Below are 14,443 nucleotides of genomic sequence, written 5' to 3'. Positions count from 1 at the left end.
TACAGTAAATCCTTATAATTTTATCCTCGTTGAGCATCGATAATTGAGTTTTGTGTGTGGTAACTCAAAATTATCTTTTATTGATGCTCATCCCTTTTTCTCTATAACTAGCAACTTGGGTTAATTAGAAGTAAGCACATCTACTGAAATGCTGAAATAAGAGGTGTAGAATGTGCCAATGCTTTCAACAGGCTTGCCAGTTTGTTCCTATTTAAACGCATATTACGATGTTTAAAAAATATGCTCAAATCGCCTGGAGAAAATAACCGGGCTGACCAAACTTCTACAAGGCCTTTGGCTCGGTTGCTTTAGCCTGCAATCCGTCCAACAGTTTTTTTACATCCTCACTCATTTTTACAAAATACTTATTGCCTGTTTTGATAAAGGAAAGTGTCATGCATTCATTGGCACGGGTAAAGTAAGCGATATATACTGCATCGCCTTTGCCATAGTAATATATCTTACCCTGAGTAGCACAGGTATCTTTTGCCCTAATTATTTCCCCGTTTATATCGGCGGCAATTAAAGACAATGAAGTTTTATCGAACAATTTGGTCATGTTGAAAAAACGAGGATTGCCGGGTTTGTGATAGTACATAACTGCTGCACTGTCGCAGGAGGTTAATTCGGGCAACAGGTTCTTTTGTGCCGGCTCTTTACAAGACAGGATCAGCAATGATAGGATAGAAAAAACGGTTATCGTAATTCTAAACATGCTTTTTTATTCTATTCACAAATTTCTAAAAAAGAACGTCCTGAAATATCCAGGACGTTCAATGAAATTATAAAGAGATCACTGATTTCTTAATAGGCGGCATTCTGCGGATCCCAGTTGGTCCAGCCAGAGGTCCAATTAGTAGTTCCCATTGCACCGCGATAAGTGGTGGTGGTGAAATAGGCGTTCATACCTGTAAAGCTTGCTCCTGATAAAGCAGGCGAGCCGGCTTTTGGTAAAAAGTTAGGTGTTGTAGAATAGAACGGACTTTCCAACATGATATCATCTGCCTTGTCGTATGTAATTGACCCATTTGCCTCCGCTTTTGCTTTCAATGCAGCCGCCGCATCCTGGCGCATTGCTTTCAGATCAGCACTTGACATAGGGTTTGCAGGATATGATTTGGTAGCAAAGATGCGGGCAGTAATTGAATCCGTATAGTAAGGCTCGGCTACTGCATGCACCAGGTTGTTTGCAAATTCTGAAACACCGTTGGTAATATAATCATCCCATGATCCTTTTGACTCTACTACAAAACCGCCTTTTTGATATCCTACCAGTATCGAGTTTTTTAACACAAACTGTGATCTTCTTCTCCAGCGGTTAGCATAGTTATGAAACGTAGCCGTACCGGTAGCGTTGTTAGGGCCTACAAAAGTAAAGTTGCTCAATTGAGGACGGGTGTTGGGAGACGCTGTAGTACCGCTACCATCATTATCACTTTCAATTCCATTGCCGGCATCGGTATCATCTACATCTGGTTTACGGCAGGAGACTGCAAATTGTATTTTTCCGGTATAGCCAAAATCAAAGTCATAATCATCGTCAGAAGTAGCAAAAGCTACCAGGTTTTTTGCATTCACCGTACCACCAAAAAATTCAAATGCATCATCATTACCAAAGGATACCTGCACATTTTCTATGATAGTACCTGCACCTACACCACCAAGAGTTAAACCATTAATTTCAGAACCTGGCTCGGCAGCGATACCGGCAAATTCTATTCGCACAAAACGGAGGATACCGCTTTCATCGTTTGAATCGGTACCGCCATATTTGCGACCTACGCCACCTTCGATAGTAGGTGCAGGATCTAAGGGACGATTGGTTGGCGCCTTACCCAACAGGATGATGCCGCCCCAGTCGCCTTCCTTTCTCTGTCCGGCAGGTTGTCCGCTGGTAAAAACGATTGGTTTGTCTGCTTTACCGTCGGCAATCAGCTTGGCGCCTCTTTCGATGATCAATGCTCCTTTTTCTGTAATATCACTTTTTACTACCGATCCGGCTTCAAATGTCAATGTCGCCCCTTCCGTAACATACACATAGCCTTTCAATGTATAAGTTCCTTTTGCATAGAAACGACTGGAAGAAATGGTTCCGGTAATTACATTGTCGGTACCCGGATCTACCGGCGTGGTCGTTGTTCCGTCCTCATCAAACTTCACCTTTACACAAGAGGTAACACTGAGGATGGACACAAGAGCCAGTGTACCAAAAAGGATCTTCTTCATATTCGTTTTGTTTTATTTTTTGTGGTTGTTGTTAGATTTATTTTTTACTGCCCAAATTAAAGTCGTAGGTAAAGCCCACCGTGATAGTAGAACCAGGCTTATAGGAATTGAACAAGCGGTCGGTCCCTTCGGAGAATGCTTTTTTCTTATCGACATTCTCATAGAAGTAGAAAGCAGGGTTTAACAGATCGGCCCATGTAATCTTGATCTCGCCTTTCTTATTAAATACTTTTTTCGCCAGTTGGAAATCGACCTGGTCGCGGGGCCGTTCATAGATATCCTTAAATTCAAGATTTCCTACCAGCGCCAAACGTTGACCAACGCGGTTGTACAACAATGAGCCACTCCAAATTGTGTTTTTGCTGTTGTACTGCAAACCTGCGTTGACCAAATAAGGAGACTGTCCCTGCAAGGGGCGAGCAGTTGTAACCGAACCACCTAAAGTGACTTTCGAATAGCTATAGGTAAGATTCGCAAAAATGTTGAAGGCATCCAGGTTTTGGCTGATAAAGTCGAGGTCCTTTCTTACTTCAAACTCAGCTCCTATTGTATAGGCTTTATCAGCATTATCATAATTATACATACGCCTGTCGGGAACGGCTGAAGCATCCAGTCTTAACTCGATAGGATCATCAAAACTTTTATAGAAGCCGCCGATGGTAATCGCTTCGCCGCCTTTGGGATAAAATTCATAACGGATATCACCGTTCAGAATAGCGCTTCTTTTGAGAGCAGGATTACCATTTACTCCATAATTAGCTTCGTAATCATAAAATGAGAAAGGAGCTATTTCCCTGAATTCGGGACGGGCCACCGTGCGGCTACCTGAAAGACGAATGCTTTGTTTGGTGGTTGGTGAAAGTGTAAAGTTGAAAGAAGGTAATACATCCCATTTTTCAGTATTTATTATTTCCCGCTTAGCACTTGTATTTTTTGTTGTGAGAAATTGCTGGAAATTCTCCACCCTTACACCCCAAACCAGCCTGAACATATCACCAAACTTATTGTCAAACATTCCATACATGCCATTGTTGGCAGACGCGGCGAAATATTTATCCTGGTTATTGGTAAATTCATCAAGCTTGAATCCATCCATAGCAATGTTTTCCGGAGCAAAAATCTGATCGTAAGGAAGTAGTTCTTTGGCACCGTCAAATTGGGATGATGCAGGTTCATATCGGAATATGCGACTTCTGAAATCACGAACTCTCATCAGGGTTGAACCACCTACCTTCAGCGTTTGCTTGTCGCTTCCCAATGTAAAAGGAAAAGAAAGGCTTCCATTAGCACCATAACTAAAATCTTTTAACTCGCTGAAGAAACGACGGGTATCATCATCATTGTATTCAAAGGGATCACTTGTTCCTTGGGACCGGGAGTAAGCTGATGTACGCATGTCCGGTTGGGATTTAGAATTATAGGCAAAATTTCCATTCCATCTCAGTCGTATGCCATTGTTTGTTAATTGATGCTCACCTTCCAACTGGCCGCTGTACAGGGAACGCTGATTCAATACCGAAGAACGAAAATTAATATCTTGTATCTTGTCATTACTTGCGCCATTTCTTACATAATAGTTATCTTCTAAAAGCTGGTTAAATAAATTTTTGAACGAGATTTTATGCCGGCCTTTTATATAGGTGAAATTGGCCAGTGCTCCTACATTAACACTGTACTTATTCTGGTCATCCATGAATTGTACGTTTACTCCACCATCATCATTCAATCTCCTTTCCACTTCATACTTGAGCAAGCTATTACGATACTGCAAGGAAAGAATGGTTCCAAAGGTGCCGCCATTTTTTGTTCTCGCACTATTGCCCCAGGTAAGGCTATAGGATTGAGTAGGCAATGCCGTTGTTTTTTTCTCTGCATATCCGGTATTGCTAAACAATTTGCTTAATTCAATCTGCTGCTGCACACCGGCAGTAGTTCCACCTAATGAACGATAAGCCTGTGCCGTTTTGGGAAAGCCTTTTGGTAATGCTCTGTGACCATTATCAAAGCCTAACCAATCCGTGCTGTTGCGTTCGTTGCTGATAAAATCTTTGAAGGCAGATTGTGTGTTGAAGCCAAAACTTGCACCAACACTTAAAAAGTTTTTAGTAGGTACATCTTTTGTATTGATCTGCACCAACCCACCGGCAAACTCACCGGTTAAATCAGGAGAAGCTGTTTTATTGATGATGATATTATCGATCAGTGCAGAAGGGATCACATCAAAGGAGAATGCTTTTTTATCAGGCTCTGTGCTCGGCAATTGTGCGTTGTTGATGATCGCTGCATTGTACCGGTCGCTCAAACCACGAACGATCACAAACCTGTTGTCCTGGATACTGGCACCACTTACTCTTTTCAATACTTCACCCGTATTTTTGTCCGGTGTTCTCCTGATAAAATCAGAAGCCAAACCACTTGATAAGGCGATATTATTTTTCTGAAAGCTTAATAGGGCGGCGGTATTTTCCTGGCGGCGGGAAGTAGCTCTCACTGTTACCCCTTCAATGTTTTTGGCGGCTGCTTCCAATACAATATTTAATTCGTTGTCTAAACCAGTGCCCACTTCTACCTCATTGACCAGCTTGTTTACATAACCTATTGCAGAAAATTCCAGTTCGTATTTTTTATTGGCTGTAAGTGATAAAGAATAGCGACCCTCTACATCGGAGGTAGTTCCACCCTGTGCACCTACTATTTTAATGGATACGCCTGCAACGGGTTCGTTCTTGCCGTTAACAACTTTCCCGGTCAGTTTTGTTTGTGCATGAACAACAGAAAAAAGTACAACAAAGAGAGCAGCTAATGGTAGCCTTAAACGCATATTGGTAATTTGCAGCAAAGGTGTACTTGTAGTATTACCGCTATGTTACCCACTGGTTAAAGAATTGTGACCTCAATGTTACCAAAATGTTACCAACCGCCTTAAATGCTATAAACAAACACTTATGTGCCGGCCTGTGTTACCTTTTGATTAATAAACCGACGAGATATTAAAAATTAATACTATTGAAAACCCATAATGTCGGTCAGTACTATATCAATAGTATGAAATGAGGTTAATGACTAAATGGTATAAGAACAGGTATTATAAAATTTTAAAACCTGAAGTGGATGCGGGTGGTAAAAATATTGTCTTTCAGATCCTTTGTGTATCCGGCCAGTTGCGTGGTTTCATTTTTCACGATATCATAATAAAATACCAGTTTAATGTTATCATTGATATGATGAAGAAACCCAAGGCCGAGGGTCGAAAATTTAATATCGGCCGGGGTAAGGTTGGTTCCGCCTTTGCCCAGATCATCACCGGCCACATCGGTGTTCGGATCATACCAATCGTATTTTACGATCAGCTGATTTTTTTTATTGATAATATTTTGCAGGAAAAGGAAAAATGCGCCATCAAAATTCCGTTTATAAGTAGGTAGAGGGACGCCATTCAATGCAGGTGTATCCCCGGGATTCACCGTTGTAGTGGCAGTACCAGGTTGACGGCCCGCCCAATATTCAGCCCTGATTTCCGTTTCACCCCAGCCATGTTTGTAAACCGTCTGCATGTCGGCGCCATAATAACGTCGTGGTGCTTTCCCCCCGAGATTGGAAGGCGTTGAATCCACTTTAAAATACTTCTCACCATTTGGCAGCGAACTTATTTCATATTCATATTTCGAACCATTTCTCCAGCCACCATATAAAAGCGAAAGACCACCACTAATATTCCATGGTCCCCGTTTTACCGGTTTAAGTGTAAGCCTGCTGATAAAATCTTTATAGCTGTCAAAATCTGTTCGACCCGACAAACCCTGGCCGTTAAAGACACCCGCATCCAGTTTTATGAGTTTATTTTTTGCTTCCCGCCTGAGGGGCTCATAAGTAACCATGGCGCCAAGGTCCCGTTCGGAAGGCATGAGTATCTGTGACATCCTGCCCCGCTCCGGGGCCTCTCTGAACGTTGACGATAAATTAACCTCGTAACCAAAGGGACGTGCAAACATACCCGCCGTCATCGAAAAATTATTTTTTTTGGCCTCATAGATCTTTACAAACATATCCCTCAGGCCAATGGCTCTTTCTGTAGCATCTACCTGGAACGTAAATAATGCTTTGGGATAGTGATCGTCGGTAGCCAGGAAATAGTCGATCTTGACCCTGGCCCGCCTTAGCATAAAGCGATTATTGGAGTAAGGCGCAAAATCCCCGCCATTGTATGATCCGGCTCCTTTGCTTTCGGCCACCTGGAATTGCGGCTGAATATAACCGGTAATACGCAAATTTTCGAAACGTTTCAATACGGGCCTGAGGGTATCCCGTACAAATAACAAGGAGTCAAAGTCTGCCAAATAACGCTGGGAAAAGCCATGAATGCTGGCTAAAAAAGCAAAAACCAGTAAACCAGAATATCTTAACACCTTGTTTATCATTTCTTAATATTAAAGTAACATTCAATTATTGTGGGGCGCAAGGTACAACTGAAGCATATAAAAGAATTGTTACCTCACCGTTATGTAATTATTATCTCTATATTAAATAATCATTAACTCTGCTTCATTAATCGTTCTATCAAAGGTCAAGCCGGTAATTTCGCAACCAATTTAAAAGCATATTATGGGGCTCAATTCATTCCTGAAAATATTTACACCAAAGAATAAAATCTTCTTTGAATTGTTTGAAAAAATGGCCGAAAACGGCGCCATCATGGCCTCCAAGTTAAAAGAAGTGGTATCGGAACCTGACTTCGATAAAAGAGCATCACTTATCACCCGGATAGAAGATTTGGAACATGCCAATGATGAGCTCACTCATAATGTATTTACTGAATTGGGCCGCAATTTTATTACCCCGTTCGACCGGGAGGATATTCACTATCTCGCTACATCCCTGGATGATGTGGCCGATTATATTTATGCTTCTGCCAAAAAGATCAACTTCTACCGTGTCAACCCCAATGATATGGGAATGCAGAAAATGGCTGAATTGATTGAGCAGGGTGCATTGCAGGTGAAGAATGCGGTGTTTGAATTGAGAGACATGAAAAACATGCGCAACATTACCGAGGCATTGGTAAAGGTGAATAGTATTGAGAACCAGGCCGACGATGTTTTTGACATGAGTATTGAAAGACTCTTTGCCACAGAACCCGATGCGAAAGAGGTGATCAAAAAAAGAGAGATCTACCAGGTAATGGAGATCGCCACCGATAAATGTGAAGATGCCAGCAACGTGATAGAGTCAATCATTATTAAATACTCTTAATGTGCGAATATGCAGATGTGCGGATTGATGAACCAACATTTATGTAGGTCTATCCGCAAATTTGCACATCAGTAAATCTGCAAATTATTCTTATGACCACATTCCTCATTATCATCATTGCACTTACGCTGGTATTTGATTATATAAATGGTTTTCATGATGCGGCCAATTCGATTGCGACCATCGTTTCTACCAAAGTACTAACACCCTTTCAGGCTGTGATTTGGGCAGCCTTTTTTAATTTTGTAGCACTATATATATTTACAGACTTTAACGTTGCTACTACCATCTCCAAAACCGTACACAAGGAATTCATCACCTTGCCGGTAATTTTTTCAGGTATCGTTGCTGCTATATTTTGGAATCTGCTTACATGGTGGTTTGGTATTCCTTCCTCTTCTTCGCATACATTAATAGGGGGGTTTGCGGGTGCTGCTATTGCACATGCCGGTTTTGGCTCAGTCAGTTCTGACGTAGTGATCAAAACTGCCAGCTTTATATTCCTGGCTCCCCTGATAGGAATGGTAATGGCATTTGTTATGTCTATATGGTTTTTAAATTCTTTTAGAAAGGGACATGCACCCAAACTAATATCGCTATTGGTATTAAGCCTTGTAGCTCTTTTTCTTTACAAAAATCTTGAACTGGATCCAGCAGTATTAAAATCGAAATACGAAGCTTATATCTGGCAGGTAATTTTTTATTCCAAAAATTTTAAATGGATTCTGCTCGCATTTGTTATTGTAGTGATGGCCTTTTTTACCTTTTATTTAAATACCCTGAATGTTGTCAGATCCAACCAATGGTTCAAAAGATTGCAGTTAGTTTCATCGGCCGCATTTAGCATAGGTCATGGAGGCAATGATGCGCAAAAAGCAATGGGTATAATTGCTGCTGCAATGATCGCTGCGGGATATATTCCTTCGGTTGAACAAATGCCTTATTGGGTGCCTTTTGCCTGCCATTTTGCGATTGGAGTAGGTACTTTGACCGGAGGATGGCGAATCGTGAAAACAATGGGAACCCGCATCACCAAGGTAACTCCTTTTGAAGGTGTTGCGGCGGAAACAGCCGGAGCTATTACGCTGTTTGTAACTGAGGCTTTAAAAATTCCCGTCAGCACCACACACACGATTACCGGCTCCATCATGGGTGTGGGCGCCACCAAGCGATTATCGGCAGTAAGATGGGGTGTAACAGTAAATCTGCTTTGGGCCTGGATATTGACCATTCCGGTAAGCGGCGCCCTGGCTGCACTGGTATATTTTCTCGTTCACCTGTTTATTTAAACCGATTGTTCTTTTTTTCTCTTTCTGAATTGATTCATATTCACCATTTTTGCGTGCAGAAAAAAAGACACTCAAAAATATGGCTACCATACTTGTAACAGGCGGTTGTGGATATATTGGCTCACATACCATCGTTGACCTTATTGAAAATGGATTTGATGTAATCTCCGTAGATAACAACAGCCGGTCAAACCCGGCCATGTTTGAAGGTGTAGAAAAGATCACCGGTAAAAAGGTAAAAAATTACAAAGTTGATCTCTGCAATTTTGACGACACTTTTGCCATCTTCCAGGAAAATATTGACATTGAAGGCATCATTCATTTTGCTGCTTACAAAGCTGTAGGCGAATCTGTGGAAAAGCCATTGATGTATTTTGAAAATAACCTGACCTCGCTGATCAATTTATTGAAATGTGTACAGGAATTTAAAATACCCTATTTCGTTTTTTCTTCTTCCTGCACGGTGTACGGCAATCCTGATCATATACCTGTCACCGAAGAAACACAACCCAAGCCAGCCGAATCACCCTACGGCTATACCAAGCAAATGGGTGAGCAGATCATCAGCGAGTTTGCAAAAAGCGTGGACGTGCAATGTATCCTGCTTCGCTATTTCAATCCCGTTGGCGCACATCTTTCCAATTTTATCGGTGAAATGCCTATCGGCCGGCCACAAAACCTGGTGCCCGCCATCACGCAAACAGCGATTGGCAAATTGCCCAGGATGACGGTGTATGGCAATGATTATGATACCCGTGACGGATCCTGCATCCGTGATTTTATCCACGTAAGCGATATTGCTCATGCCCACACCCTATCCATTGAATACTTGCAAGAAAGAAAGAATGAAAAGGCTTGTGAAGTATTTAATCTTGGAACAGGGAATGGCGTTACTGTGTTGGAAGCCATTCAGTCATTTGAAAAAGTAAGTGGTGTAAAATTAAATTACGAAATAGGACCACGCCGTCCGGGTGATGTGATTGCTATCTACGCCAATAATGACCTCGCCAAAACGAAACTGAAGTGGGATCCTAAATTCTCTTTGGATGAAATGATGGCAACTGCGTGGAAATGGGAGCAACGCCTGAAAGCGGATGCGACTATTTTTGGCAGTCAACAAAACGAGTTGAATTAAACTAAAAAGCAGCCGGTTAAAGCTGCTTTTTCTTTAAACATTTTAGAAGAGTTACTGACTTGTTTCTCTTTTATACTGCCGGTAGGTACGCCCCTGTTCTACCCGACCTGATTTGCGGTCGCCGGCCCGTCCGATCGTGTAACCTACCCCTGCACCCGCAGCTCCACCAACTACCGCTCCAGCCGCCCGGTTCTTTTTGTTAATGATAGCCCCGGTAGCGGCCCCAGCCACTCCACCAATAATGGCACCCTTAGCAGCTTTGCTCAATCCCTGTGGTTTTTCGGGGGCCTTAGCTGAATTAGATCCTGCGGAACTATAACTTCCAGACTGGGCTGCCTGTGCAGTAGCAGCTCTTTCTGCAGCTTGTTTTTTCTCCGTTTCAACCTTTGCAATACTGTCAGCGATCGCTACTCTGCGAAGGCTATCCTGCAGGGCCACTTCTGCTGCTGCTTCCGTTCTACTTTTACAGGAAGCAATTATCCCAACAAAGGCTAGAGAATAAATTAATTTTTTCATGTGTTAATTTTTATGGTTTTTGCCGCATAGTCCCGACAAGTCGGGATTCATCGGTGGTTGGTAATATACCTCGAAAATTTTATGGCTCATTTCATCAGAAACTTTTTAAACTTACAATAAGCCAAATCGGAACTTTTATAGGGGCAGGTATTCAAGAAAAGGGCCAAAATTAAATTCATCCGTTAAAATCGTAGATGTTCAGAAGTCTTTAACTGGTTATTACGAGAAAACGTTCGTTAAAATGTGGAAATTATACTTCAGCCACGAAAAAAAGTAAATAGAAAATATATGTGAAGTCGCTTTTTGCAATAACGGTTTAAACCGGCTTTGCCTTACATTTGCCAAGCTAAAAAAACATTATGCTTTTAAAAGATATTCAGTCGACCGGCAATAAGGATACACGTAGTGGTTTTGGAGATGGCATTGTAGAAGCCGGCCGAAAAAATTCAAACGTCGTAGCACTTACAGCCGATCTTGCCGGTTCATTAAAATTGAATCAATTCATTAAAGAATTTCCGGAACGTTTTATACAGGTTGGTATTGCCGAGGCGAATATGATTGGCATTGGAGCGGGTTTAACTATTGGCGGTAAGATTCCCTTTACTACCACCTTTGCCAATTTTTCTACAGGCCGTGTGTATGATCAAATACGCCAGTCGGTAGCGTATAGCGGAAAGAATGTAAAAATTTGTGCTTCTCATGCCGGTCTTACACTAGGTGAAGACGGCGCTACACACCAGATACTGGAAGATATTGGACTGATGAAAATGTTGCCTGGTATGACGGTGATAGTTCCCTGCGATTATGCACAAACAAAAGCAGCTACACAAGCGATAGCCGAATACGAAGGTCCCGTTTATCTTCGTTTTGGCCGCCCGGTATGGCCCATTTTTACTAAAGAAGAAGATTTTAAAATTGGTAAAGCGCAATATTTTTCGGAAGGAACGGATGTAAGCATTTTTGCCTGCGGGCATCTGGTTTGGCTGGCTATACAAGCCGGAGCTATTTTACAGGAAAAAGGTATCAGCGTTGAAGTGATCAATATTCACACCATCAAACCACTGGATGAAGAAGCTGTGATCAAATCGATCAGCAAAACAAAATGTGCCGTTACCGCTGAAGAGCATAATATTATTGGAGGCTTAGGAGATGCTATTGCACAATGTGCGGCAAAAAATCTTCCTATACCTATTGAATTTGTAGGTACAAAAGATACATTTGGTGAAAGCGGAAAACCCACTGACCTGTTAAAGAAGTATGGACTTGACGTACCGGACATTGTAGCGGCAGCGGAAAAAGCAATAGCCAGGAAAAAAAATTAATACAGACATTTAAAATTGCGTAAGCAGGTTCATTTCCAACGTGAACCTGCTTTTATTATTTTAAAAGTATATTCGTTTAAACATTTTAACCAGATATCCGTCAAACCAACACCAAAGTCAATAACATGTCGCTAACCGCACCAGACACTGAGTTATTAATTCAGTTTCGTGACCCTGTTACGAAAGAAAGAGCTTTTACCTCCATTATAAAGAAGTACCAGGAAAAATTATACTGGCATATTCGCCGGATGGTAGTAGACCATGACGACGCCAACGATGTATTGCAGAATGTGTTTATACGTGTGTGGAAGGGATTGGAGAATTTCAGGGAAGACAGCCAGTTGTACACCTGGCTATATCGAATCGCTACCAATGAATGCCTCACCTTTTTGGAGCAGAAAAAAAGGCGAGCAGCTGTAAGTCTTAGCGATGTGGAGAATGGACTAAGTGAAAAAATAAAGGCCGACCAGCATTTCGATGCCAATAAACTGGAATGGAAACTGCAGTTGGGCATGCAGCAGTTACCTGAAAAACAAAGAATTGTATTCCAGTTACGTTATTACGATGAAATGCCGTATGAAGAAATGAGTAAGGTTTTGGAAACCAGTGAGGGAGCCTTAAAAGCCAGTTATCACCATGCGGTCAAAAAAATTGAAGAATATATTAAAAATCATTAAACCTAATTGCTCAAATAGTGTCTCAATACTATCGCAATGGCACAAAAAGCTACCATATTAAATGAGTTAAAAGAGCTGAACAGTAGCCTGGCTGACGCTGGCTTGCTGCCGGCTTATAGCGTTCCGGCCGGATACTTTGAAGCTTTTCCCGATGAAGTAATGAGGAGAATAAAAGCTCTTGATGCAGCTGACGATCCTACAGAAGAGTTGGCAGCCTTATCTCCTTTATTGAGCGGGCTTTCTAAAAAAATGCCCCATACTGTTCCGGCGGGGTATTTTGAATCGTTGAGTAAATCATTGGAACAAAATATTGAAACAACAGAAAATGCAGCACTGGAGTTAGAAACTATTTCTCCATTGCTAAGCGAACTAAAATATAAATCAAGCTATACGGTACCGCAAGGATATTTTGAAAGTTTTCCCGAAACAATGGTTAAAAAGGTAACCGGCAGGGAAACCAAGGTTGTCGGTATGGGTGGACGGAAGTGGTTTCGGTATGCAGCAGCAGCCGTAATGATTGGCTTTATAGCAACCACAGGACTTTTATTTTTCAACAGACCGGGAAGTTCCAGTCCTACATCGCATGAACTGGTAAAAAAGATGATGAAAAAGGTTAGCACGGATGAAATCAATAGTTTTATCGAATCCAGTATAGAAACGCCGGCGGTGGCACAGGTACCCACTACCAATGAAGTAAAGAGTTTGATGAAAGATGTTTCCGACAAAGAGATACAGGATTTTTTAACCGATACCCAATCAGCTGAGCCAGATAATGGTGATGATGATCTAATATTGAATTAAGATGAAAAGGTTTTTACTCATAGTAAGTTTATTCTTTGTTACTGGTACCGGCCTTTTTGCGCAGGACGATGACAATGATGGAAATGAAAAGATTCGTGACCGGATGAACGAATACATTCAAAAACGGCTGAATCTTTCCAATGATGAAGCAAAAAAATTCACGCCGATCTTTTTACAGTATTTCAAAGAATGGCGTCAAACGCTGCGGGAGAACAAAGGAGACAGGTTGATATTGCAACAAAAGATCGTAGACCTGCGATTGCGGTATCGCACCCAATTTCGTGAGATATTGGGAGAACAAAGAGGTAATCAGGTATTTGGTCACCAGGAAAAATTTATACAGGAATTGCGGGATCTCCGGCGGGATAGGCTTGGCGACAAGCCGTTAAAGCGTGGATTATAAACTTATATAGCGAAGTTTTTCGACTTTGGTGTTTTTAATAGGTTAGCAAGGCCGGTTCTTTTTAGGATCGGCCATTTTATTAGAATTTATGTGTGGGATGTTTCACATCATGATAAAAAAGAAAAGTCCATTTTTCTGCAGCTCCCTGTTCCCACCACTGTCTCCGCAGCTCCATCGCTTTTTTCCCGTCAAAATCATACTTTGCCGCATAGCGATGCTTCATTTGTTGTAACTGTGGCGCATCGTCGGCGCCAAAGAAAATAAGATCATCATTTTCTTTTATCCAAAACACCTGGTGAAAAGGGGAATGTGCTCCCGTGATTCTGTACTCAATATAGTCATCTATTTTTCCTTCATCGTCGTGCAGCCACTCAACCTGGCGGCAGGTTTGCAACACTTTCAGTTCATCCGGAATAAATGATGGTAATCCTTTTTCCATTGCAAAGTCCAACTCCCTTTTTTGTACATAATACGTAGCATTTGGAAAACAAGTGATACTCCGGTCCCTGTCCTCTGCTATACCGCCCGCATGATCCTTATGTAAATGACTCATCAAAACCTTAGTGATATCAGAAGGGTTAATACCAACATTGGCCAAATTTTTATGTATTTGCATTTGACCATCAGCATTGGAAAAACCAAGGCCAGTATCGAGCAGTAAAATGTCTTTCCCTGTAATAACGACAAATGGTTGTACTTCTACCAACAGACTACCGATTGGCCGTCCCTGCAAATCTTCTGTTTGTTTATCGAAAGGAACAAACAGTTTTGTTTTATCAATAGTGAATGTACCTTCTGAAAGTGGAATAATCTTCATACCCCTA

At 41.7% G+C, this 14,443-nt stretch carries 13 protein-coding genes; 7 read left to right on the top strand and 6 right to left on the bottom strand.

Features of this window, described 5'->3' with window-relative positions; all coding sequences use genetic code 11:
• Positions 1 to 283 precede the first annotated feature (283 nt).
• The 4 genes from P2W73_RS25675 to P2W73_RS25660 all read right to left on the bottom strand — a co-directional run bounded on the left by P2W73_RS25675 (position 284) and on the right by P2W73_RS25660 (position 6,644).
• Complete coding sequence (locus tag P2W73_RS25675; RefSeq protein WP_276504969.1) at positions 284 to 715, bottom strand: hypothetical protein; 432 nt, start codon at positions 713 to 715, stop codon at positions 284 to 286.
• Positions 716 to 804: 89 nt separating this feature from the next.
• Positions 805 to 2,226, bottom strand: a complete 1,422-nt coding sequence (locus tag P2W73_RS25670; RefSeq protein WP_276504968.1) for a beta-helix domain-containing protein — start codon at positions 2,224 to 2,226, stop codon at positions 805 to 807.
• Between the two features lie 37 nt (positions 2,227 to 2,263).
• On the bottom strand, positions 2,264 to 5,047 hold the full coding sequence (locus tag P2W73_RS25665; RefSeq protein ID WP_276504967.1) for a TonB-dependent receptor: 2,784 nt from the start codon (positions 5,045 to 5,047) through the stop codon (positions 2,264 to 2,266).
• A gap of 274 nt (positions 5,048 to 5,321) precedes the next feature.
• Positions 5,322 to 6,644, bottom strand: coding sequence for a putative porin (locus P2W73_RS25660; protein ID WP_276504966.1), 1,323 nt, complete (start codon positions 6,642 to 6,644; stop codon positions 5,322 to 5,324).
• Between the two features lie 184 nt (positions 6,645 to 6,828).
• Here P2W73_RS25660 and P2W73_RS25655 point away from each other — a divergent pair, with 184 nt between their 5' ends.
• The 3 genes from P2W73_RS25655 to galE all read left to right on the top strand — a co-directional run bounded on the left by P2W73_RS25655 (position 6,829) and on the right by galE (position 9,900).
• Positions 6,829 to 7,476, top strand: coding sequence for a DUF47 domain-containing protein (locus P2W73_RS25655; protein ID WP_276504965.1), 648 nt, complete (start codon positions 6,829 to 6,831; stop codon positions 7,474 to 7,476).
• Positions 7,477 to 7,568: 92 nt separating this feature from the next.
• On the top strand, positions 7,569 to 8,765 hold the full coding sequence (locus P2W73_RS25650) for an inorganic phosphate transporter (protein ID WP_276504964.1): 1,197 nt from the start codon (positions 7,569 to 7,571) through the stop codon (positions 8,763 to 8,765).
• 79 nt (positions 8,766 to 8,844) lie between these two features.
• Positions 8,845 to 9,900: a UDP-glucose 4-epimerase GalE gene (gene galE / locus P2W73_RS25645; protein WP_276504963.1), complete on the top strand. Its 1,056-nt coding sequence runs from the start codon at positions 8,845 to 8,847 to the stop codon at positions 9,898 to 9,900.
• 51 nt (positions 9,901 to 9,951) lie between these two features.
• Here galE and P2W73_RS25640 read toward each other — a convergent pair whose 3' ends face one another.
• Positions 9,952 to 10,416 (bottom strand): glycine zipper domain-containing protein, encoded by a 465-nt coding sequence (locus P2W73_RS25640; RefSeq protein WP_276504962.1) that lies wholly within the window; start codon positions 10,414 to 10,416, stop codon positions 9,952 to 9,954.
• A gap of 359 nt (positions 10,417 to 10,775) precedes the next feature.
• Here P2W73_RS25640 and P2W73_RS25635 point away from each other — a divergent pair, with 359 nt between their 5' ends.
• The 4 genes from P2W73_RS25635 to P2W73_RS25620 all read left to right on the top strand — a co-directional run bounded on the left by P2W73_RS25635 (position 10,776) and on the right by P2W73_RS25620 (position 13,619).
• On the top strand, positions 10,776 to 11,738 hold the full coding sequence (locus tag P2W73_RS25635; protein WP_276504961.1) for a transketolase family protein: 963 nt from the start codon (positions 10,776 to 10,778) through the stop codon (positions 11,736 to 11,738).
• 125 nt (positions 11,739 to 11,863) lie between these two features.
• Positions 11,864 to 12,415, top strand: coding sequence for an RNA polymerase sigma factor (locus P2W73_RS25630; protein WP_276504960.1), 552 nt, complete (start codon positions 11,864 to 11,866; stop codon positions 12,413 to 12,415).
• Positions 12,416 to 12,451: 36 nt separating this feature from the next.
• Complete coding sequence (locus P2W73_RS25625; RefSeq protein WP_276504959.1) at positions 12,452 to 13,216, top strand: hypothetical protein; 765 nt, start codon at positions 12,452 to 12,454, stop codon at positions 13,214 to 13,216.
• A gap of 1 nt (position 13,217) precedes the next feature.
• Positions 13,218 to 13,619: a hypothetical protein gene (locus tag P2W73_RS25620; protein WP_276504958.1), complete on the top strand. Its 402-nt coding sequence runs from the start codon at positions 13,218 to 13,220 to the stop codon at positions 13,617 to 13,619.
• Between the two features lie 79 nt (positions 13,620 to 13,698).
• Here the strand turns inward: P2W73_RS25620 and P2W73_RS25615 are convergent, their stop codons facing one another.
• A complete protein-coding gene (locus tag P2W73_RS25615) occupies positions 13,699 to 14,436 on the bottom strand; it encodes an MBL fold metallo-hydrolase (protein WP_276504957.1) in 738 nt (245 codons plus the stop codon).
• Positions 14,437 to 14,443: the final 7 nt, after the last annotated feature.

The sequence above is a fragment of the Terrimonas pollutisoli genome (genome assembly GCF_029360765.1).
GTDB classification, from domain to species: Bacteria; Bacteroidota; Bacteroidia; order Chitinophagales; family Chitinophagaceae; genus Terrimonas_B; species Terrimonas_B pollutisoli.
This window is presented reverse-complemented; position numbering and strand designations above follow the sequence as displayed.